The sequence below is a fragment of the Caryophanon latum genome (genome assembly GCF_001700325.1).
Classification (GTDB): Bacteria; Bacillota; Bacilli; order Bacillales_A; family Planococcaceae; genus Caryophanon; species Caryophanon latum.
The window spans coordinates 100,885-122,054 of the sequence record NZ_MATO01000037.1 but is presented as its reverse complement, the minus strand read 5'-3'; the positions used below and the strand labels follow the sequence as shown (position 1 = coordinate 122,054).

General features: G+C 42.8%; 20 protein-coding genes. 11 read left to right on the top strand and 9 right to left on the bottom strand.

Annotated features, from left to right (window positions below; translation table 11 throughout):
* Positions 1–93 precede the first annotated feature (93 nt).
* Positions 94–1,461, bottom strand: coding sequence for an NADP-specific glutamate dehydrogenase (gdhA, locus tag A6K76_RS10460; protein ID WP_066464807.1), 1,368 nt, complete (start codon positions 1,459–1,461; stop codon positions 94–96).
* A 174-nt stretch (positions 1,462–1,635) separates the two neighbouring features.
* On the opposite strand from gdhA, the gene A6K76_RS10455 reads away from it, so the two are divergent.
* The 3 genes from A6K76_RS10455 to A6K76_RS10445 are packed head-to-tail and all read left to right on the top strand — an operon-like array spanning position 1,636 to position 3,707.
* Entirely contained in the window at positions 1,636–2,094 is a 459-nt protein-coding gene (locus A6K76_RS10455) for a YaiI/YqxD family protein (RefSeq protein WP_066464806.1), read from the top strand.
* A gap of 13 nt (positions 2,095–2,107) precedes the next feature.
* Positions 2,108–3,349 (top strand): D-serine ammonia-lyase, encoded by a 1,242-nt coding sequence (locus A6K76_RS10450; protein WP_066464805.1) that lies wholly within the window; start codon positions 2,108–2,110, stop codon positions 3,347–3,349.
* Positions 3,350–3,362: 13 nt separating this feature from the next.
* Entirely contained in the window at positions 3,363–3,707 is a 345-nt protein-coding gene (locus A6K76_RS10445; RefSeq protein WP_066464803.1) for a DUF4181 domain-containing protein, read from the top strand.
* Between the two features lie 40 nt (positions 3,708–3,747).
* Here the strand turns inward: A6K76_RS10445 and A6K76_RS10440 are convergent, their stop codons facing one another.
* Complete coding sequence (locus A6K76_RS10440; protein WP_066464801.1) at positions 3,748–4,575, bottom strand: squalene/phytoene synthase family protein; 828 nt, start codon at positions 4,573–4,575, stop codon at positions 3,748–3,750.
* 647 nt (positions 4,576–5,222) lie between these two features.
* On the opposite strand from A6K76_RS10440, the gene A6K76_RS10435 reads away from it, so the two are divergent.
* The 3 genes from A6K76_RS10435 (at position 5,223) to coaW (ending at position 9,020) form a co-directional block, all read left to right on the top strand.
* Positions 5,223–6,905 carry a methyl-accepting chemotaxis protein gene (locus A6K76_RS10435; RefSeq protein WP_066464799.1) on the top strand — a complete coding sequence of 561 codons (1,683 nt, stop codon included), beginning with the start codon at positions 5,223–5,225 and terminating at the stop codon, positions 6,903–6,905.
* Between the two features lie 221 nt (positions 6,906–7,126).
* Positions 7,127–8,014, top strand: coding sequence for a diacylglycerol/lipid kinase family protein (locus tag A6K76_RS10430; RefSeq protein ID WP_066464797.1), 888 nt, complete (start codon positions 7,127–7,129; stop codon positions 8,012–8,014).
* Positions 8,015–8,159: 145 nt separating this feature from the next.
* Positions 8,160–9,020 carry a type II pantothenate kinase gene (coaW, locus tag A6K76_RS10425; protein ID WP_066464794.1) on the top strand — a complete coding sequence of 287 codons (861 nt, stop codon included), beginning with the start codon at positions 8,160–8,162 and terminating at the stop codon, positions 9,018–9,020.
* 41 nt (positions 9,021–9,061) lie between these two features.
* Here coaW and A6K76_RS10420 read toward each other — a convergent pair whose 3' ends face one another.
* A complete protein-coding gene (locus A6K76_RS10420) occupies positions 9,062–9,445 on the bottom strand; it encodes a reverse transcriptase-like protein (protein WP_066464792.1) in 384 nt (127 codons plus the stop codon).
* Between the two features lie 124 nt (positions 9,446–9,569).
* Between A6K76_RS10420 and A6K76_RS10415 the strand changes: the two genes are divergently transcribed.
* On the top strand, positions 9,570–9,758 hold the full coding sequence (locus tag A6K76_RS10415) for a zinc-finger domain-containing protein (RefSeq protein WP_066464833.1): 189 nt from the start codon (positions 9,570–9,572) through the stop codon (positions 9,756–9,758).
* Positions 9,759–9,798: 40 nt separating this feature from the next.
* Here the strand turns inward: A6K76_RS10415 and A6K76_RS10410 are convergent, their stop codons facing one another.
* Both A6K76_RS10410 and A6K76_RS10405 read right to left on the bottom strand, forming a co-directional pair.
* On the bottom strand, positions 9,799–11,484 hold the full coding sequence (locus A6K76_RS10410; RefSeq protein WP_066464790.1) for a methyl-accepting chemotaxis protein: 1,686 nt from the start codon (positions 11,482–11,484) through the stop codon (positions 9,799–9,801).
* Between the two features lie 855 nt (positions 11,485–12,339).
* Positions 12,340–13,092, bottom strand: a complete 753-nt coding sequence (locus A6K76_RS10405) for an alpha/beta hydrolase (protein ID WP_066464788.1) — start codon at positions 13,090–13,092, stop codon at positions 12,340–12,342.
* Between the two features lie 170 nt (positions 13,093–13,262).
* Between A6K76_RS10405 and A6K76_RS10400 the strand changes: the two genes are divergently transcribed.
* A complete protein-coding gene (locus A6K76_RS10400) occupies positions 13,263–14,168 on the top strand; it encodes a LysR family transcriptional regulator (RefSeq protein WP_066464786.1) in 906 nt (301 codons plus the stop codon).
* Between the two features lie 37 nt (positions 14,169–14,205).
* Here A6K76_RS10400 and A6K76_RS10395 read toward each other — a convergent pair whose 3' ends face one another.
* Both A6K76_RS10395 and A6K76_RS10390 read right to left on the bottom strand, forming a co-directional pair.
* Entirely contained in the window at positions 14,206–15,186 is a 981-nt protein-coding gene (locus tag A6K76_RS10395) for an SEC-C metal-binding domain-containing protein (RefSeq protein WP_066464784.1), read from the bottom strand.
* Between the two features lie 275 nt (positions 15,187–15,461).
* Positions 15,462–16,376, bottom strand: a complete 915-nt coding sequence (locus tag A6K76_RS10390; RefSeq protein ID WP_066464782.1) for a DMT family transporter — start codon at positions 16,374–16,376, stop codon at positions 15,462–15,464.
* 201 nt (positions 16,377–16,577) lie between these two features.
* Between A6K76_RS10390 and A6K76_RS10385 the strand changes: the two genes are divergently transcribed.
* Positions 16,578–17,459, top strand: a complete 882-nt coding sequence (locus A6K76_RS10385) for a LysR family transcriptional regulator (protein WP_245671978.1) — start codon at positions 16,578–16,580, stop codon at positions 17,457–17,459.
* Between the two features lie 111 nt (positions 17,460–17,570).
* A complete protein-coding gene (gene epsC, locus A6K76_RS10380) occupies positions 17,571–18,470 on the top strand; it encodes a serine O-acetyltransferase EpsC (RefSeq protein WP_066464778.1) in 900 nt (299 codons plus the stop codon).
* A 58-nt stretch (positions 18,471–18,528) separates the two neighbouring features.
* On the opposite strand, the gene A6K76_RS10375 is transcribed toward epsC, so the two are convergent.
* Both A6K76_RS10375 and A6K76_RS10370 read right to left on the bottom strand, forming a co-directional pair.
* The gene (locus A6K76_RS10375) at positions 18,529–18,990 is read right to left on the bottom strand and encodes a YusW family protein (protein ID WP_083995385.1); all 462 of its coding nucleotides are present in this window, start codon (positions 18,988–18,990) and stop codon (positions 18,529–18,531) included.
* Between the two features lie 109 nt (positions 18,991–19,099).
* A complete protein-coding gene (locus A6K76_RS10370) occupies positions 19,100–19,303 on the bottom strand; it encodes a cold-shock protein (RefSeq protein ID WP_066464776.1) in 204 nt (67 codons plus the stop codon).
* A 181-nt stretch (positions 19,304–19,484) separates the two neighbouring features.
* Here A6K76_RS10370 and A6K76_RS10365 point away from each other — a divergent pair, with 181 nt between their 5' ends.
* Positions 19,485–21,164: a formate--tetrahydrofolate ligase gene (locus A6K76_RS10365; protein ID WP_066464774.1), complete on the top strand. Its 1,680-nt coding sequence runs from the start codon at positions 19,485–19,487 to the stop codon at positions 21,162–21,164.
* The last annotated feature ends 6 nt before the right edge of the window (positions 21,165–21,170 follow it).

Sequence of the window (21,170 nt, the reverse complement as noted above, 5' to 3'; positions counted from 1 at the left end):
TTAAAAATAAAAATGTGTAAACATTCCGAACGTGCTGACGCCGGAATGTTCATAAGGAAAAAGGCTGCTTAACACGTGAGCAGCCCCCAACTATTAATATACGCCTTCAGATACTAAACCGTCTGCTACTTTTACGAAGCCTGCGATGTTTGATCCGACAACTAAGTTACCAGCGAAGCCGTATTTTTCAGCAGCTTCTTTAGATTGTGCGTAAATTGAGTGCATAATTTCTTGTAATTTTTCGTCTACTTCTGTGAATGTCCAAGATGTACGACCAGAGTTTTGAGACATTTCAAGTGCAGATGTCGCAACACCCCCAGCGTTTGCAGCTTTTGCAGGACCGAAGTATACGTCGTTCGCTAAAAATTCGTTAATTGCTTCTAAGTCAGATGGCATGTTTGCGCCTTCTGCAACGAATTTTACACCATTTTTAATTAATAAACGTGCAGCATCGCCGTCGATTTCGTTTTGTGTTGCACATGGTAATGCGATGTCACATGGAATTGACCAAATGCCGTTGCAGCCTGCTGTGAATGTTGCGTTTGGACGGTAGTTTAAGTAAGAAGAAATACGCTCGCTTTTTACTTCTTTAATTTCTTTTAATGCGTGTAAGTCGATACCTTCTGGGTCGTGAATGTAGCCTGAAGAGTCTGAAGCAGCAACAACTTTAGCGCCGTAATGCTGTGCTTTTTCAATCGCATAAATTGCTACGTTACCAGAGCCTGATACGACAACCGTTTTGTTTAAGAATGATTCGTTTTTCTCGCGTAACATTTCACCAACGAAGTATACTAAGCCGTAGCCAGTTGCTTCTTTACGTGCTAATGAACCGCCGTAACCAGGTTTTTTACCAGTTAACACGCCTGCTTCGTAAGCACCGCGAATGCGTTTGTATTGACCCCATAAGTAACCGATTTCGCGTCCACCAACACCGATATCACCAGCTGGAACGTCGACATCTGGACCGATATGACGGTATAATTCAGTCATGAACGCTTGGCAGAAACGCATAATTTCTGCATCAGATTTACCTTTTGGATCGAAGTCAGAACCGCCTTTACCGCCACCAATTGGTAAGCTCGTTAATGCGTTTTTGAAAATTTGTTCGAAAGCTAAAAACTTCATAATTGATTCGTTTACAGATGGGTGGAAACGTAAGCCGCCTTTGTATGGTCCAATTACGTTGTTGAATTGTACGCGGTAACCTCGGTTTACATGTACTTTATTGTTGTCATCTTGCCACGTAACACGGAAAGAAATAATGCGGTCTGGCTCAACGATGCGGCTTAAAATGTTATGTTCGATATATTCAGGATGTTGTTCAAATACAGGTGTTAAAGAAAGTAAAATTTCTTCTGCTGCTTGTAAAAACTCAGGTTGATGTGCGTTTTTTTCTTTCATTTGTGCGAATACGCCATCAATGTATTGTTGTGCTGCTGAATAATTTAATTCTGTCGTCATTGTGTTACCCCCAAATTTCTTGATAGCCGTATCGTACACTGAACTAAAGCATTGAATCAATAAAAATATTCAGATAAATCACATCATTCGGCGTAGTTTGGCGGAAATGTGGCAGCATAAAACTATATTAAAATAATAAAAAACTGCAAACTTATATCAAAAAGAGAAGGATGGATGAATTTGACTACAACGCTGTTAATCGACGCAGATGCTTGTCCTGTATTGGATAAAGCGCTTTTTATTTCATCACAATATGAGATTGAATCTATCTTATTTTGCGATACATCGCATTCGATACAAAGGCAAGGGGTGAAAACTGTTATTGTAGACAAAGGAATGGATTCAGTTGATTTTAAGCTATTGAATGCGCTTTCAAAAGGTGATATCGTCATTACGCAAGATTATGGACTCGGTGCGATGGCGTTAGCAAAAGGAGCGTACGTCGTCAATCAAAATGGCTTACAAATGACATCAGACAACATCGATGCGTTACTTAACCAACGTCACATGAGCGCGCAAATTCGACGTGCTGGTGGTAGAACAAAAGGTCCAAAAAAACGTACGCAAGAAAATAATTTGGCGTTTGAATTGAAATTTCGACAAATTTGTGAACAGGCAGTAGCGAAACGATAAAGGAGTGAATACGATGGGAAAACAAAAACTGTTAGAGCGATATCCGACATTAATACGTATGATGAACTATGAAGAAGTCGTGTGGGAAAATGATTATGACAGAGCAATGAATCCAAATACCTTTACAATTGAAGAAACGTATGACGCAGAAGCGCGATTATCCCGATTTTCTTCTTATTTAAAAGAAGTGTTTCCAGCGCTTCAAAAGACGAACGGCATCATTGAATCACCGCTTGTAGAAGTGCCAGCATTTGCCCGTACGATCGACGGCTTTAACGGTCGATTATACGTCAAATGCGATCATGAGCTACCAATTTCAGGCTCGATTAAAGCGCGTGGCGGCATTTATGAAGTGCTAGTATTTGCGGAAAAAGTGGCAATGGTGCACGGTGGATTAACGGAAGGTGACGATTACGCGAAGCTCGTCAATTGCCGCGAGCTATTTGCACAATATACGATTGCGGTCGGTTCAACAGGCAATTTAGGCTTGAGCATCGGATTAATGGGCGCAACGCTCGGCTTTTCCGTAACGGTACATATGTCAGCAGACGCAAAAGCATGGAAAAAAGATTTACTCCGTTCGCGCGGTGTGACAGTCGTAGAATATGAGGACGATTATAGCGCAGCAGTCGCAAACGGTCGCGCTCAAGCAGCGATGGATCCGCGCTGTCATTTCGTAGATGATGAAAACTCACGCGATTTATTCGCAGGCTATAGCGTCGCGGCGTTGCGATTAAAGCAGCAGTTAGACGAAGCAAACATAACGGTAAACGAAGAACAACCGTTATACGTATATTTACCGTGTGGTGTCGGCGGTGCACCAGGTGGGGTTGCGTTCGGCTTAAAGCACGTATTCGGTGAACATGTGCACATTTATTTTGCCGAGCCGACGCACGCACCATGTATGACAATCGGTATGATGACGCGTTTGCATGACGCTGTTTCGGTACAAGATTTTGGTATTGATGGCATAACGGAGGCGGACGGTTTAGCGGTCGGTCGAGCATCAGGCTTCGTCGGGCAAATGATGGAGGGAATGATTGCAGGCTGTTATACTGTAGACGATGCATTTTTATTCGATAGTATGCGCAAGCTTGAGGAGACAGAAGGCATGTTTTTAGAGCCTTCTGCACATGCGGCAGTAAAAGGTGCACATATTTGGAAACAGCAGCGCGGTACGCATATCGTGTGGGCGACAGGTGGAAGCATGGTGCCAGACGAAGAGCGGTACGTGTATCGACAAATGTTTAAGTAGAGGAGAAGGTTACGTGATAGCTATTTTAGGTGGCGCATTCATTGCGGCAGTCGTTGGTGAAATCGTCATTCGTCAGCGCGTTGACGTCGCAAAAAATAAGTCGTACAAAGACCAATACATTAATAAACGACATATGATGTTTGAGTTTTTACTCATTATGATGTATTTAATGATTTTAAGCACATCGACATTTACGGAAAAAACGTTGTATGCGTTTTTATTATTGTTTATGTCGGTAATGTTTTTAATTCGTGCGTTTTTAGATTTCGCGTTTCGAAAAGCAGAAAATCGTCATTACATTACGGCGATGTATGTTGTTATTTGTTTAGCGGCGTCTGTCATCGTCTTAGCAGTATAAAAAAATCGGCGTACAAGTGAAATGCTTGTACGCCGATTTTTTATTGTACTTGTTGTTTAATTTCTTCTACTGTTTCTTCCACTTCTTGACGCGACATTTTTTCGCGACCTTCTTTAATTGCCTTTAGCGATTTATGCGCTAGGGCAAGTGGCAGCTTACAGAACATTAAAATAAACTTGTTGTTAAGCGTCGTCATGTATTCGTCCGCGTTCGCTAAGTTTTCGTCCGCGTACGCAAATAAATCTGCTTGCGTCCAGCCGGTTGGTACGAAGCTGACACCGCGTTCGTCCATATCTTCCTTCTCATTACGAATGATGTTTACTGCTTGTAAGCCGCGACCGTAGCCGATTGCAAGCTCACGATTTGATTTCTCACCGTTATGCCATTCGAATAAATCGGCAAGCAACACACCGACTAAGCCGGCTACGTAATACGTGTAATCGTCTAAATCTTCGCGTGTTTCTACGTTCCAGTTTGCTTTTGCCCACTTCGCCATACCGCCAGCCATTTCGCTCGTCGCATTTTTTACGATGTCATATGCCTCTGTTGGGACAAGCGATAGCCAGTCGTTCATGCGCAGCGTTACTTCTGGTAGTAAATGCTTGTAAGGATCAAGCAGTGCTAAATAATCTTCATTTGGGAATGGACGCACTAAAAGCATTTTCTCCACTTCTTTTAGTAAGTCATGCTTTACGTCTGTCGATAATGTATCGTCGTCTTCAATTTCATCTAATGCGCGCATTGCTAAGTACGACATCGCAACGGCATCTTTTAAATCTTTCTTTAAAAACGTAATTGGAATATAAAATGTACGGCTCGTTTCCTTTAATACGCGAAACGCTTCTTTATGTAATTGTTTGGTAGTCATATGTTAAGCCTCCGTTCAGTTAATACGACTATCGTTATCGTATCGTATTTTTTCAAAAAGATAAACTAATCCATCGTCTTTTTTTGTACAAATTTTTTTGAAAATATGTAGTATGCTAAAAAATAGTATTTTACTGCTTTGTATAAAACGCGTTATTATAGAAAGTAGTCTTTTTTTGCTAATACAAGCGAAATTTATCCTTTTATATAAAATGATATAAAAGTATTGTTCAATTTCATGATACTAGAAAAAATAGAGGAAAATATTATTCATAGCGAGTTGAAATGTTAATTTCAGAAATGCGGAGATGAAAATTTTTCGTTTGTGAGTAGTTGAAAAAGACTAATGCGGGTATATGCCGTAATAAAGCGATCCATTTTTAGAAAAGTTTAGTTCTTCACTATAACTTAACGTTGCACAGGCTATGTGGCGAGCTGTTTGATATGAAAGTGACCGGTCGTGTAGTGGCGTTGAGCACTTTCCTCAAGTGTACTTATCGTTCGTGTCTCACGATTGCGGATTATGGAATGACGAACTATTCGCTCAGTATTTCGCCTTTTGTTTCAAGAAACCTTTATATATCAACTAAAGTTTGCGGTGATGAACTTAAAGCTTGTCAGCCGACGAAAAAAGTAGGAGGGTATGAAATGAAATTATTTAGTAAGTTTTTGGTTGTATTTAGTATTGTTATTGCATTGTTTTTAGCACTTACGTTGTTCATGTTCACACAATTAAATACGTTAACAAATAACGCGAATCATTTATATGAAAACGGCGTTCATCCATCAACCGATCTCATTCAAATTGGACAGCTTACGGAAAATACGCGTGTTAACATGGTAACGGCATTAGCATTTGAAAATGTAACAGCGACGGAAAATGCGCTTGCAAATTTAGATGCGTTACAGCAAGCAGGACAAGAATATGTCACACATGCAGGTTCAAAAGAATTGGTCGCATTGTATGAAAGCTTTCATGAGAAGTGGATGCTGTTTGATGAGCGCGTTCGCATTAATGAACAGCTAATGCGTGCAGGCGATTGGGGAGCAGCACGAGATGGCATTCAAATTGGCAAGCCATTGTTCGAGGAAGCGCAAGCGGAGTTTTTAAAGTTAAATGATGCGCACGAAGCAGCGATGGCAAGCATTCAAACAGATAGCCAACAAGTAGCAAGCTCAACATCGCTTATGAGTACGATTATTGCAACAGCTGTGACAATTATTGCGTTTGTTTTAGCATTTTTATTTAGCCGAGATTTATCAAAACGTTTACATTTAGTGAATGCCCGTGCAGCGAAAATTGCAGCAGGTGATTTAACGTCAGACGCATCAAAAGTACAAGGAAAAGATGAGATTGCGGAAGTGACACATAGCTTAAATGAAATGCAAGCAGCACTGCGTAACGTTGTAGGTGAGGCGATAGATACGAGTCAGCAAGTGTCGGCTAGTGCAGAGCAGCTGTCAGCAACGACGCAGCAATCAATGGCCGCTGCTGAGGAAGTATCGAGCTTAGCTGTGTCGACTTCTCAAAGTGCCAACAATCAAATGGAAAGCTTAATGGAAATTACCGATTCATTGAAGCTAATGGAGCAAAACGTACAAGCAATCGCAAGCCGTGGTGAGACGATGGATACGTTATCAAACGATACGTTCACGATGACGAAATCGGGCGCACAAGCCGTAAATGCGGTGAACGAGCAAATTCATTCGATTGCGGAGTCATCAGAGCAAACAGAGGAAGCCGTAAAAAGCTTGCAAGGCAAGTCACTACAAATTGGTCATATTGTGAGCATGATTACAGAAATTGCGGATCAAACGAACTTGTTATCGTTAAATGCGGCAATTGAAGCGGCTCGTGCTGGTGAGGCAGGAAAAGGCTTTGCAGTCGTAGCGGATGAAGTTCGTAAGCTTGCCGATCAATCGCGCCAGTCCGCTGCTGAAATTGTTGATATGATTCAAGAAATTCAACGCGACATTGAAGACGTAATTGAATCGATTCACGAGGAAACGAACCGCGTGCAGCAAGGGCTTATCAAATCGAAGGAAGTACATGAAGTGTTTGGTGAAATTGAAAAGATGGTTGGGCAAGTATCGCAAAATGCAGTCGATATTAACGAGGCGATTCGTTCGATTAGCGATGTGAACCGAATCGTCGTATCGAATACGGCCAATATCGAACAGCTGGCGACGTCGACAGTTGATTCTTCACAGCGCAGCAACGAGGCAACGGAAGTACAGCTTAGTTCCATTCAAGAAATTACAGCAGCGAGTGAAGCATTGGCGAACTTATCGGATGATTTACAGCGTACAATTAATCATTTCAAATTATAAATATATAGATGGTGATTAACATTTAGAACGAGAACAGCTCTAGCTAGGAGGCGGATTCCATTGGGAAAAGCGTGCTTTGATGTGGAGAGCCGAATTATAAAACATTACCATCTATATAGTCGAAGAAGCTGTGCAGCAATTTTGCGCAGCTTTTTTAGCGTTGTTTAGCGTTAGGCAAAACGTGGTACGGACTAACATATACATAAAAGGAGGCGTTCGTTATGGCAAAGGCGATGGTCATTATTAATCCGACATCTGGTAAGGAGCAAGGTGTGAAATACGGACAAATGCTACAGCAAAAGCTTGCATCAACATATACAGTTGATTTACGCGAGACAGCAGGGGAGGGTGATGCGACGCGTTTTGCTCGCGAAGCATGTGAAGCACATTATGATCTCGTCGTGCTCGTCGGTGGTGACGGTACAGTGCATGAAGGAATTGAAGGGTTAGCAGAGCAGGCGCATCGACCGAAAGTAGCTGTTGTGCCGCTTGGAACGGTAAACGACTTTGCCCGTGCACTAAACATTCCACTCGATGCCGAACAAGCGATTGACATAATCGGCGAGCGCACGAAAATGGTCGATGTCGGCAAAGTAAACGACCGTTATTTTATGAATTTAGTTGCAGTTGGTGAAGTGCCGCAAGCGATTGGAGACGTATCGATTGAGCAAAAAACAGCAATTGGAGCATTTGCGTACTTTTTTGAAGGGGTAAAGGCGGCAGTAGCGAACGATACGTTTCATTTACGTGTCACGTACGATACGGGTGAATTTGAAGGGGAGACAATGCTGTTTTTAATTGCGCTAACCGATTCGGTCGCGAGCTTCCGTACAATTTCTGAAGAGGCGCTTGTGAATGATGGCTACATGCATTGCTACGTCGTGAAGGCAGGGTCATTACTCGACACAGCGCGCATATTGACGACGTTATTTACGGGTGATTTCCAAGACGATGCGTCGATTGAATATTTCCGTGCAAAACGGGTGCAGATTGAAGCGAATACGCCACTTAGCTTAAACATTGACGGCGATATGTTAAGCGAGCTACCGGCAACATTTACTGTATTGCCTCGTCATTTAGAACTGTTTTATGGCATCGAAATGACGTGAATGAAATGAGACGAGTCGCATAAATGAGGCGGCTCGTTTTTTTATATTTACAGCTATTTCCACACAGCGCACGAATAAAAGAATTGCATTCCGATTACACGGAATGTAAAGTTGAAATATGGACGTTACAAAAAGGAGTTTTAATATGCCAAAATATATTGGAATCGATACCGGGGGAACATTGACGAAAATTGCGTATTTATCAGCGGACGATGAACTACAGCTGCTTGCTTTTCCATCAAATGATTTAGCATCAGTGAAAGAGTGGATTTGCGAAAATACGAAAGTGAATGCGATTGAAGCGATCGGTGCGACTGGAGGACGTACGGAGCAGCTGCGTAGTGTATTGGAAGATATTCGCTCGATTCATTACATCGTGGAGTTTGAAGCAACGTTAAAAGGTGTGCGTTATTTATTACAAAAAGAGCAAAGAGACATTGAAAATGCAATTATTACGAATGTTGGAACAGGGACGTCAATTCATTACATGTCGGATGAGCAGCACATTCGTGTCGGTGGTACAGGTGTTGGTGGTGGTACGCTGATCGGTTTAGCGGCATTAACGACTGGCATTGCGAATTATGAAGAAATTAATACGCTTGCAAACCGTGGTAAGCGCCATGAAATCGATTTACTCGTAAAAGATATTTATCAAGGGATGGATACGCCGATTTCTGGAGATTTAACGGCGAGTAATTTCGGGAAAGTCGGCATTGTAGAGCAGACGGATTTTAAAAAGGAAGATATTTTAGCGACGGTGCAAGGGCTTGTTGGAGAGGTCATTAGCACGCTTAGCATTCAATATGCAGAGCAAAATAATACGCCAAACGTTGTATATATCGGTTCGACATTAAGTGATAACGACCATTTAAAATATGTGATGGCGCATTATACAGAGCTGAAAAAGCATACGCCGATTTTTTTAGATGACCATGGCTATGCAGGAGCAGTCGGTGCGCTACTAAATATGATTGAAGAGCATGAGCAGGCAGTTGCAAGCGTCTAGCAGTCATGCATAAAGCCCGCGACTACACATCGCGGGCTTTTTTATCGATGAATGGCCTCGCGTGCTAACGCATCCGCCGCTCGATTTTCGACGTCAGGAATCCATTTAATAAAGCATAACGGCAGCGAATCGATTAATGCGAGTGCGGTCTCTAAATGCGGCTTAAATGCTTCATTTTTTACGTAGCGCTTATCAACAGACGACACGACAACTTTTGAATCCGATCGCAGTGACACGAGTGACGGGTTGAGCTTTACCGCCTCTTGTAAGCCGCGAACAAGTGCAACAAACTCCGCTTCGTTGTTTGTCATTGGCTCAATTGGCTCGCTAAACTTTAATAAATGCCCCTCACCTTTTATAAAAATACCGATGCCACTTTTCCCGTGATTGCCAGCTGTTGCTGCATCGATGTACACTTCTAACATACAGTCACCTTCTCTTTTAAATTTGCCAATAGACACATTATACGTGTACGATAGAAAAATGCAATTCGTCTACAAACGATAGCATTGTTTGATGATCGACGGTGGAAAAATGGAGGTGTTTTCTATCGATAAAGTAACCGTAATGAAAGATATTGATGAGCTAACAGATACGTATTGTGAAGGGTGTCTCGTACGCCAACAACTGCGACAAGAGCGTGGCAAGCAAGGCGCGCATCTTTTTTGCATTGAGCATTGCTCGGTCGGCAAGCAGCTGCAGTTTTTAGGGCAGGAGCTAATGAAGATTTACCAATAAAAAAATGGAGTTGCCCGATAAGAGGCAGCTCCATTTTTTATTATACTTTAAACTCTTTAATTTCTTGCTCAAGCGATTGCGCATTTTCCGCTAACTGACAAGCGATATCGTTCACTTGTGCAGTCGCAATCGTCTGTTCTTTCACGCTTGAAGCGAGCACGTTCGTATGACCTGACGCTTCCTGTGCGAGCGATGCAATTTCTTTTACCGATGCGTTCACTTGCTCAGCGCCTGCAGATACTTCCTCAGACGATGAAGAAATGTCTTCAATTTGCTTGCTCATTTCTTGGACAGATCCTGTAATGTGCAAGAACGATTGCTCAGCTGCGTTCATAATATCAACGCCATCTTTTACGTGGTGAATGGACGTATTTAACGCTTGTTCAACCGATGCAGTGTGCAGTTGAATGTCGTGCGTTAATAGCGTAATCGATTGCGCTGAATTTTTCGATTGCTCGGCTAGTTTACGTACTTCATCTGCTACAACAGCAAAGCCTTTGCCGTATTCGCCAGCACGTGCCGCTTCAATTGAGGCATTCAGTGCAAGTAAATTCGTTTGATCGGTAATGTCTGTAATTACTTTTGTCATTTGTCCGATTTCTGTAGATTGCTCTGTTAGCTTTTGAACGAGCTTGTTTAATGCGATCGTTGAGTCGTTAATCATCGAAATTTGTTGCTTCGCTTGCTCTATGGAAACGATACCACTTTGCGCCGCATGCGATGTATTGGTTGACGTATGAAGCAATGAGTATGTCGCCTCAGCGATACGTTGCACGGCGATTGCTGTTTCTTCCATTGCGATGGCACTTTCGGAAGCGACGAATGCGGCAGTTTGTGCATTTTCAGCAGTTGCATCAATTTTTAATTTTGACTCCTCTGCAGAAGCGGTCATTTCTTCTGTATTAGCAGAAAGCTCCTGGGCAGAGGCGTTTAGCTCTTCCGTTGCATTTTGCGTGCGCGTAATTAAGTCGTATAAATGCTCTTTCATATTGTTAAATGCACTCGCAAGTTGACCAATTTCATCTTGAGAGGCAACTTCAATTGCAGGAATTGTTAAATCACCTGCTGCGATGAGCTCAGTTTGAGAAACGACATGGCGTAACGGCTTTGTAACAGTGCGGTTGACATAAATCGTGGCACCGATACTTAATGCAATACTCACGATGAATAAGACGATTGATGAAATAAATGAAATGCGAATCGCAGTTGCAGATTGTTCTTTTATGAGTTCGATTTCTTTTTCCTGCACAATTAATGCTTCTTCAGATAATTTTAGTAATGTAACATTTGTTTCTCTTAATTCGTTGTTGACGATGTTTTCTGCATCGGCAGATTGACGTTGCTGTACGAATTGCTGGAATTGATCAGCAGTTGCGTTAAACGAATCGTTTGCAGCTTTTAATTGCTGTTGAAGTGTTTGTAGCTCAGGCGTTAGCTCTGATTCACTAAATGCGGCAATATTCGCATCTAAATCTTGACGGTGTGCAACGAATGTATCGAGGTCATTACCGGTCGCATTTAAAATAGATGCTCGCGAATACAAGCCTTGTCCCATTACGTGGTAACGTATATCCTCTAACAATGTCATTTGCACAACACGGACATCGAGTGCTTCGTTCATTTTGCTCTTTATGTTAGAAATGTTTGCTAAGTTACTAAACACAATCAATAATACAATGCATCCTAATGCTGTGAATAGGATGTTTAATTTTTTACTAATGCTCATTATTGAACCTCCTCGGTTAGTAATAAATTTATTGTACAATAGAAATGTGAGAAATTGGTTATTATAATGATATTGTTTCAAATATTTAGTTCAATATTCGTGTATAATAAAAACTTAAATATATTAGCAAAGTTGTGTGCATAAATAGTATTCATAGTATACATAGATCTATTTTCTTATTAAGGTGATAGCGGAGAGAGCGTAAGTATCGAGAATACAAACGTTCAAAAAAACGAGAAATCCTAAAGTTATTAGGATTCCTCGTTTTGTATTATTAGATGCATGTTAAATAGCTTTTTAACAGACGTACGCTTCTATGTATCATCTTCAGCGTAATCTTATCTAATATTAGGTTCTGTCTAAAAACTATTTTATCAGGCGTGTTGATTCGCCATTGTATTGGCAGTTCGCGCATGGCGGCTTCGCTTTGCCTCTGCGGTTACTCGAGGCAGATAAATTCCTGAGGCTCGGCTCAAGCCTCCTCGCCGTTCGTACCTCACGACTGTGGGGTCTTGAGGCACGAGCTTTTCCCCAAGGAGTCTTGCCGCCCGCTCTCTGCCACGACAATGTCATATGGATTTCGAACTTGTCCTTAAAACAACCGACTTCGCTGTATACAAGTGGCGAATCAACATACCTACTACGCATCCAGTTGCCATTCATAAATCAACTAACGCTACGAATAAAACCATTCTTTCGTTTATAGCGCTCATTTGTGCAGAATTATAAAGTTTTCAGACACGTCCTAGTGTTGTGTGCACATGATATATGTTGCGTTTTATTAAAAATGGTAGCATTTCAACTGTCACTGTCATGAATTCGCCATATTATTTCTGAGGCGATGTACATGTTACGTTAGTCGTTCCAGCTTAAGCCTTCTAAAAAGTAATGCACTTCTTCGTATACACGATCGCGCTCTGCACCAAGCGTCATAATGTGCCCGGTGTTGACGAAGCTTTTTACCGATTTAATGCGCGATTTCACACCTGAATAAATAACGTCCGCAGATTGGCAGTAGTAGTCGTCGTCTTTCATGCCGCGCAAAATGTGGACAGGTGATTCGATGACGCTTAGCTTCTCGCTCGTATCGTTAATGATATGTTGTAAACGTGTAAGCTCTGGCATGTCGTATTCCTCGCTTAAAATCGCTTCGTCGTCTGCGATCGGGTTGTACGTGCCTTGTAGCTTTTTAAAGTTAATCGCATAGTCGACGATACGTTTATTTAAGCTGTCGCGGTTTTTTGCCAGCGCTGGAGCAGACATCGTCAGTACGCCAGTCGTTTCGAATTCCTCAGCTAAGCGCAGTGAAAATACACCACCGAGTGAGACGCCACCGACCGCAATTTTTTCATAGCCTAAGCTGCGTAAATATTCGTAGCCTTCAATTGCCGATTGCCACCATTCCTCTGGTGCTGTATGAATAAGTGTTTCAGGGTCTACACCGTGCCCTTTATAAAGTGGTGCATGTACTGTATAGCCTTGTTGATTTAAATAGCGACCTAAACGTTTAACATCATTTGTATTTCCCGTAAAGCCGTGTAACAATAAAACAGCACGGTTACTATCAGGCGCTTCAAACGTAAATGGCTGTGGTGCTTTAATAATCATAGTCAGGACTCCCTTAATTGACGTAATCTATAATGTAAGATGGATTCGTTGTCATATCGTGTTTATTTTCATTATGTTAAGGCTTATTATAGAAGTGTAAATCAATAAGTACAATTCATTGTTTCTATCGAATTGATTACTTTTAGTTATGAAGGAATGGAGCAAAGTGTATGGAACTACATCAGCTAGAATATTTCCGCGTTGTCGCTCATTTGCAGCACATGACACGAGCAGCAGAAACATTAAATATGTCACAGCCTGCACTTAGTAAATCAATCGCCCATCTTGAGCAGGAGGTCGGTGCACCGCTATTTGATCGTCAAGGGCGCTCGATTGTGCTAAACCGCTACGGGCAAATGCTTTTAAAGCACGCGGAGCACATTTTGCAAGAGTGGGATAAGGCAAAGCAGGAAATTCAAGATATTGTATCACCAGGGCATGGGGAAGTGACGCTCGGCTTCATTCATACACTCGGCATGGAAATTGTGCCAGAGCTTATGGCGGAAGTACGTCGCATCTTTCCGCATTTAAACTTCACGTTTTCGCAAAGCACGTCGCTACGACTGCTTCGTCAGCTCGAAGCGGGCGAAGTCGATTTATGCTTAACGCAGCCGATTCAATCGACGACGGTGCAAGTGAATTGGCGCAAGCTCTGGAGCGAGGAGCTGTTCGTCATCGTGCCGAAGCATCATCATTTAGCGCATCGGCAAAGCATTGCGCTACATGAAATTGCGGGTGAACCATTTATTTCGATTCGTAAAGGGAACTCGTTGCGTAAAATTATCGATCATTTTTTACAAAAGGCAAACGTGTCGCCAAATGTCATTTTCTCAGGGGAGGAAGTACATACGGTTGCAGGCTTTGTCGGTGCAGGACACGGGGTCAGCTTAGTTCCAAACATTAAAGGGCTCGACCAATACAACTTAGCGAAAATTTCGGTGAGCGATATGCGATGTGAGCGCGATATCGGCTTAGCGCTCGTGGAAGGTCGTTACTTATCGCCGACGACCGAGCGTTTCATTGATTTTATTGAAGCGTATTTGAAGGCGAAATATAATAAAATACGCAATGAATAGTACGAAAGGCTGCCCGAAAAATCGGACAGCCTTTTCATTATTGCGCTTTATAATATGTTGTTAACTCTTGTGCGTACTTCGTTAATGAAGAAGAGGAAATATCGAAGCTTTCGGCTAGCTCTTTTACTGTAAAGACGCGTTTACCGAAAAAGCCATGCTCTTGTGCAAAGCGTACTGCACCAGCAGCAATCGCTTCCAGTTTGCGCGCTTTCGGCTGCATTTCGACTAAAAAGTTCTCGACGATGTCAACGAGCGGCTCGGCTTGTAAATGATGTGTCGCTAAAAAGCTTTGTAGCGCTGTAACAACTGCTTCTTCCTTCTCACTAAACTCCTCACCGTGGTAGCCTGCTGCAACGAGGCGTGCCCAAAGCGTTAAATGATGCTCCTTAAACATAGCTGCTGCATCGTCGCTTGCAAATTCACGCGCGTACGCCGCAAATACGTTCTCGTACTGCTCTGTAATGAAAATTAATGTAGACGTTGCCATATAATGTGCTGGATGTAACGTACGGTCTGCAATTAAAAAGGCGAATACGAACATGCCAGTTGGAATTGGCTTGTTATTTTCACGACGAATGTACACGAGTTCGCCTGTAAATAAATGAGACGCTTCGATAAAGTCGTTTGAGACGCTCGTTACGCGCCCGACGAACATATGAGGGTTACGCCAAGCTTGTAGCACAGCACGCGTTGCTGGGCGCGTAATCAGCTTTGTCATTTGATCGAGATGCGCTTGCCAAATGTCGACGCGCTGATGAAAGAAGAAATCATCAATCGACACCGCGTTAATGAAGTCTCGTTCAAGTGACTCGTGCAGTGAAGGAATATTCCATCCTTGGAAGTGCTCAATTAACGCACCGTGATCTTGCTGTTGCGGGTACGTCGCAAACATCGTGTCGATTACTTGTTTTAATTCCTTTGTAAGCAGCTGCTCCGTTGATGCGTCGCTCGATCCAGCGCAGCATTTTTTATATTTTTTACCGCTACCACATAGGCACGGGTCATTACGTCCAATCATGTTGACACTTCCTTTTTATCAGTCAGTTGTGAAATTATCCATCATTTGGTTCATCACCGTAAGCTGGGGTTGACGTATAAAAGTTGCTTGAAACGAGAGGCGGACTCCAGCGGGAAAAGCGCGAGCCTCGAGACCCCGCAGTCGTGAGGCACGCTGCCTCGACGTGAAAAGCAACCCCAAGTTATGGTGAAGAGCCCATCATTTATAATAGCGCGTATTAAAACGATTGGAAAGAAAAAACGAGTGTGGCACATTCGCCGCACTCATTTTTTTACTTAAGACGTCACCTTTTGTAACGATGATTTTTTCATAAGGCGTAGCTGCTGGAACTGTTCCATTTGTGCTACGAGGTTGCCGATTAAAATAAAGCTGCCACCGAGTAAAAGCTTCATCGTAATTGGATCGGCTAGGAAAATCGCCGCAAACAGTGCTGCAAAAATTGGCTCTAGTGAAAAAATAAGCCCGGTATGTGTTGCCGATGTGTATTGCTGCGCGACCGTTTGCCCGATAAAGCAAAACGCCGTACAAATAAGCCCAAGCCCGAGCACTGCAATCCAAGCGTTCATCGTCTCAGGTAGCGTAAAAGCTTCGTTAAATAACGGAACACATAGGAAGCTAAATAAGCTCGCAAAGCCGATTTGGTACACGCTATACGGAATCGATTCAACCGATTGTTTTTGTGCAAACTTACTATTTAATATTAAATACACAGCGTAAGCAATCGCCGCAAGCGCAATGATGATGTCGCCTTCATGAAATGCTAAGCCTGGCTGAATCGTTAAAATCGAAATACCGACTAGTGTCGCAATGATCGCAATTGATACAGCGCGAGAAGGTAACGTACGCTCAAGCACTGCTGTAAATAACGGCACGAGCACAACGGTCAAGCTTAAAATGAAGCCTGCATTCGCTGCTGACGTCGTTTGTAGTCCGATTAAGCTCGCTGCGAAAACGACGAACAATAAAAAGCCTTGAATTGCTGAGTAGCTAAGTGAGCGCATATTCGTCATGTGCATTTTTTTATGAAAGATAGCTGCTGCGACGACGAAGCCGACTGCACAGCGTAGTGCAACGAGCGAAAAAATGCCCATCGAGTCGAGCCCGAGCACCATAAATGTATAAGATAATCCCCAAAACATTGTCACAATGACAAGTAAACTATTTGCTTTTCCTTGCTTTCCCAACGTCATTCACCGCGTCTTTCTGTTATGTAAGTCTGTGTTGTAGTACACATCTGTTTAATTGCTAGTATTACTATACGTGTTGCATTGTTATTAGTAAAACGAATGTTTATAATAGACTACATGAAAAAAATTCATTAATTCTTTGTTGTACGTACAACTGTGTTTCTACGGAGTGCAAAATGGAAGGAATTGAGCGTATTGAGTTTAGTGAAATATGAAATTTTAGATAAAGTCGGGCAGGAAGAATCGTTTACGAAGGCAGCGGAGCAGCTCGGACTAACACAGTCAGCTGTTAGCCATGCCATTTCCAGCTTGGAAAAAGAGTTTGGCTTTGCGCTCATCCATCGCGGTCGTGGAGGCGTGAAGCTAACGACAGAAGGGGAGATGATGCTCGTTGAAATACGAAAAGTACTTGCTGCACAAGAAAGCTTAGCGCAGGAAGCTGCAAATATTTTAGGCTTTGCACGAGGGAAAGTACGCATCGGCGTCATTTCGAGCATTTCGTCTAACTGGATGCCGACGATCATTCAGCTAATGGAGGAGCATTATCCGCAAATTGCAATTGAGCTGTTTGAAGGTGATTATTACGAAATTGCGCAATGGATTTACAGCGGGCAAATTGATTGCGGTTTTTTAAACGAAGCAATTGATGGGCAATACGATTTTATGCCGCTCGTAAAAGACCGCTTGCTATGCATCGTGCCAGAGCAGCATGAGTTAGCAAAGGAACGTTATGTGAAGCTCGACAACATTGCGAATTATCCGTTCATTATGATTTCTTACAACGGCAATCACGACATTGAGCGTCTCTTTAACGAAGCAGGCGTCAAGCCGAACATTCGCTTTAAGCTGTATGAAGAAATGGGCATTTTGTCGATGGTGTCGCATCATTTAGGCATTACAATTTTGCCGGAGCTCGTGCTAAACAAAAACATGACGAAAAATTTAATCATGCTGCCGCTACAAAATGATAGCTATCGTACAATTGGCTTAGTGACGAAAAAAACGAGCTCACCCGCGACGAAAAAATTCGTCGAGGTTTTGATGAAATGGCTTGATGCACAGCAACACGTCATTCGACTCACATGAAACGCGACAGCTATTACAAGTTCATCAATCGACATAGTAGCTTGACCGAGTGCGCATATAATCGTAAAATGAGGTTATTTCAAAGCGATTTACGGAGGGAATGGAGAGAAAATGAATTTAAATGACTGGTTAAACAACGAAGTGCCAAGCATCGCAAGCAACTTAGAATCAATTCATAGCGAGCACTTTCAAGTTGAAAATGCACTTGGTTTTACAGGGGCGGAAAAAATTTATGCGATTTTACACGATTTTCGCTTTGCGTTATTTCCGTGTGTATGTGAATCGGTCTCAGGCGATGAAGTGCGCTTAAACGTCATGATCGCCAATAAATTACGCGCATCTGCACTTGATTTACGCGACTTAATTATTAAAGTATATTTATCAGCCGATAAGCAATTGAGCGCAAAAGATGCAGAGGAAAAAGCGAGCGCTGTTGTGATGGCACTCATTAATAAATTCCCACAAATTCGTGCGACGCTTCAAACGGACGTGCAAGCGGCGTACAATGGAGACCCTGCTACGACATCGCATGAGGAAATTTTACTAAGCTATCCGTCGATTCAAGCTGTGCTTATTCACCGTATCGCGCACGAATTATATAAAGAAGGCGTGCCAGTCATTCCGCGTATTATGTCAGAATATTCGCATACGCTAACGGGCATCGATATTCACCCAGGTGCGACGATTGGCGACTATTTCTTCATCGATCACGGAACAGGTGTCGTTATTGGTGAAACGTGTACAATTGGCGCACACGTAAAAATTTATCAAGGGGTAACGCTCGGAGCGAAAAACTTCCCACTTGATGAGCAAGGCAATCCGATTAAAGGCATTAAACGTCATCCGAATATCGAGGATCACGTCGTTATTTACGCGGGTGCAACAATTTTAGGTGGCAACACGACAATTGGTGCGAACTCAACGATTGGCGGTAACGTATGGTTAACACACTCTGTACCAGCAGAGTCACGCGTATACAACGCACCACCAACGCCGAATATTGCAAAATAAACGATTAAAAGGGGTGTACGAACGTCAACTGACGCTCGTACACCCCTTTTTGCATCGATTATTTTTGACGCATATATTCTACTTCCGAGCCGTTATCAAACGTAATGTCCATATCGAGCTCGTTAAAGTTTTCATCGAGATTAAAGGCGCGAATGACTTCATCGATCACTTCGTCTTGTGAAGAAGCGGCATTAAACGAGAAATCTTCAAAAATCGGCTCTAAATAATGATACGCGGTATTGCCTGTTAACGTTTCGTTCGTTTTGTCGTTTTTGTACGATGCTTCCACACCTGTTGATTCATTTGAATAATCAATTTCAACGCTCGTTGTGCCATCGTAGTCAACATCAAGCGAAAATTTTGCAAAGTTAAATGGCGCATCGCTAGACGTTGTAACGACGTCGTTATTGCCATCTTGTTCAGTCGGTGCGCTATCAGGTGCGTTCGTTACTTCGTCGTCGTTACACGCTGCTAATACGAACATAGCTGCTGGTAATAGTAACCATCTTTTTTGAATCAATTGAAATCATCCTTTCTACATGTATTACTATGTTCTATAGCCGAAAAAGACAAAAAGAAAACGCGATAGTAAAAGCAAAGCTGCTTTATGTATCGCGTTACGTTTAGTTTTATGAAACAATCGCTACGTTGATCGCTTGCGGGCCGCGGTTTCCCTCAGACACCTCGAACTCAACTGCTTGATTTTCCTCTAATGTTCGGAATCCTTCACCTTGAATTCCTGTGAAGTGAACGAACACATCGTCTCCATTTTCGCATTCAATGAAGCCATATCCTTTTTCGTTATTAAACCATTTCACTTTTCCTCGGCGCATATCGTACCCCTCCAGTCAATCTGTATGAATCTGAAAAAACTTACAATAATACAACATATAATATATATCAAAAAACGAACGATTGTCAACAAATTAACGAAAAATGTGCACGTTTATGGCTTTCTTTTTTCAGAATACATTCTTATAATGATACGTAATAACTTTGAAAGTAGGGTAATTCATGACGACACATTCAACGCCATTATCAGATTTAGAAATCGCAGCTAATGCGACGATGCAGCCGATTGTTAACATTGCAAAAGCTGCTGGAATCGATGAAGATGCACTCGAGCCATACGGACGTTATAAAGCAAAAATTGACCCAGCGAAATTAAACGCACCGTCAAAAAACGGTAAGGTCGTGCTTGTGACGGCGATTAGCCCAACACCAGCAGGCGAAGGGAAATCGACGGTAACAGTTGGTTTAGCAGATGCATTCCACCAATTAAATAAAAATGTAATGGTTGCACTGCGCGAGCCATCACTTGGTCCAGTAATGGGTGTAAAAGGTGGCGCAACAGGTGGCGGCTACGCACAAGTATTGCCGATGGAAGACATTAACTTACACTTCACAGGTGATTTACATGCGATTACAGCAGCGAACAATGCGTTATCTGCGTTTATCGACAATCATATTCATCAAGGAAACGTGTTAAATGTTGACCCGCGCCGCATCATTTGGAAGCGTGTAATGGATTTAAATGACCGCGCACTGCGCAATGTGATCGTCGGTTTAGGAGGTCCAGCACAAGGGATGCCACGTGAGGACGGCTTTGATATTACCGTAGCGTCTGAAATTATGGCGATTTTTTGCTTAGCGACAAGCTTAGAGGATTTACAAAACCGCATTGCAAATATCGTGTTTGGCTATAACTTTGCACGCGAGCCGTTATTCGTCAAAGATTTAGGTGTTGAAGGGGCGCTCACGTTATTATTAAAGGATGCGTTTAAGCCAAACTTAGTGCAAACGATTGAAGGCACACCCGCGATTATTCACGGCGGTCCATTCGCAAACATTGCGCACGGCTGTAACTCAATTGTCGCAACACAAACAGCGCGCAAGCTAGCAGATATCGTCGTAACAGAAGCGGGCTTTGGCTCGGACTTAGGTGCGGAGAAGTTCATGAACATTAAAGCGCGACAAGGTGGCTTCAAGCCAGACGCAGTCGTGATCGTTGCGACAGTGCGCGCGCTGAAAATGCACGGTGGTGTTGCGAAAAACAACTTAAAAGAAGAAAACGTTGAAGCGCTGCAAGCAGGCATTGAAAACTTAGCGAAGCATGTCGATACAGTACGTCAATTCGGTGCAGAGCCAGTTGTTGCACTGAACCGCTTCATTACCGACACAGAAGCGGAACTTGCGACAATTTTAGCTTGGTGTGCATCAGAAGGTGTGCGCATTGCACGTACGAACGTATGGGAGCAAGGTGGTAAAGGCGGCATCGAGTTAGCAGAAAAAGTGCTTGAAGTGATCGAAGCAGGTAACAACTTCGCGCAGCTTTACGACGTTGAGCAATCAATCGAGCAAAAGGTGACGACGATCGTGCAAAAAGTGTACGGTGGCGATGGCGTACACTTTACAGAAAAGGCGAAAAAGCAAATTGCGCAAATCGAGCAATTTGGCTGGGACGTATTGCCGATTTGTATGGCGAAATCACAATATTCATTAACGGACGACCCGACACGCTTAGGACGTCCAACAGGCTTTACGATTACAGTGCGTGAAGTCATTCCAAAGCTTGGTGCAGGCTTCTTAGTCTGCTTAACAGGCGATATTATGACGATGCCGGGCTTACCGAAAGAGCCGGCAGCACTGCGCATGGGCGTAAACGAAGAAGGAAAAGCAGTCGGACTGTTTTAATAAACG

Excerpts from the sequence above, each read along its gene's own strand:
- A6K76_RS10450 (WP_066464805.1), top strand. The coding sequence starts at position 2,108 with ATGGGAAAACAAAAACTGTTAGAGCGATATCCGACATTAATACGTATG.
- A6K76_RS10390 (WP_066464782.1), bottom strand. The coding sequence starts at position 16,376 with ATGACGTTGGGAAAGCAAGGAAAAGCAAATAGTTTACTTGTCATTGTG.
- epsC (WP_066464778.1), top strand. The coding sequence starts at position 17,571 with ATGAATTTAAATGACTGGTTAAACAACGAAGTGCCAAGCATCGCAAGC.
- A6K76_RS10430 (WP_066464797.1), top strand. The coding sequence starts at position 7,127 with ATGGCAAAGGCGATGGTCATTATTAATCCGACATCTGGTAAGGAGCAA.
- A6K76_RS10435 (WP_066464799.1), top strand. The coding sequence starts at position 5,223 with ATGAAATTATTTAGTAAGTTTTTGGTTGTATTTAGTATTGTTATTGCA.
- coaW (WP_066464794.1), top strand. The coding sequence starts at position 8,160 with ATGCCAAAATATATTGGAATCGATACCGGGGGAACATTGACGAAAATT.
- A6K76_RS10370 (WP_066464776.1), bottom strand. The coding sequence starts at position 19,303 with ATGCGCCGAGGAAAAGTGAAATGGTTTAATAACGAAAAAGGATATGGC.
- A6K76_RS10405 (WP_066464788.1), bottom strand. The coding sequence starts at position 13,092 with ATGATTATTAAAGCACCACAGCCATTTACGTTTGAAGCGCCTGATAGT.
- A6K76_RS10440 (WP_066464801.1), bottom strand. The coding sequence starts at position 4,575 with ATGACTACCAAACAATTACATAAAGAAGCGTTTCGCGTATTAAAGGAA.
- A6K76_RS10395 (WP_066464784.1), bottom strand. The coding sequence starts at position 15,186 with ATGATTGGACGTAATGACCCGTGCCTATGTGGTAGCGGTAAAAAATAT.
- gdhA (WP_066464807.1), bottom strand. The coding sequence starts at position 1,461 with ATGACGACAGAATTAAATTATTCAGCAGCACAACAATACATTGATGGC.
- A6K76_RS10455 (WP_066464806.1), top strand. The coding sequence starts at position 1,636 with ATGAATTTGACTACAACGCTGTTAATCGACGCAGATGCTTGTCCTGTA.
- A6K76_RS10420 (WP_066464792.1), bottom strand. The coding sequence starts at position 9,445 with ATGTTAGAAGTGTACATCGATGCAGCAACAGCTGGCAATCACGGGAAA.
- A6K76_RS10410 (WP_066464790.1), bottom strand. The coding sequence starts at position 11,484 with ATGAGCATTAGTAAAAAATTAAACATCCTATTCACAGCATTAGGATGC.
- A6K76_RS10400 (WP_066464786.1), top strand. The coding sequence starts at position 13,263 with ATGGAACTACATCAGCTAGAATATTTCCGCGTTGTCGCTCATTTGCAG.
- A6K76_RS10365 (WP_066464774.1), top strand. The coding sequence starts at position 19,485 with ATGACGACACATTCAACGCCATTATCAGATTTAGAAATCGCAGCTAAT.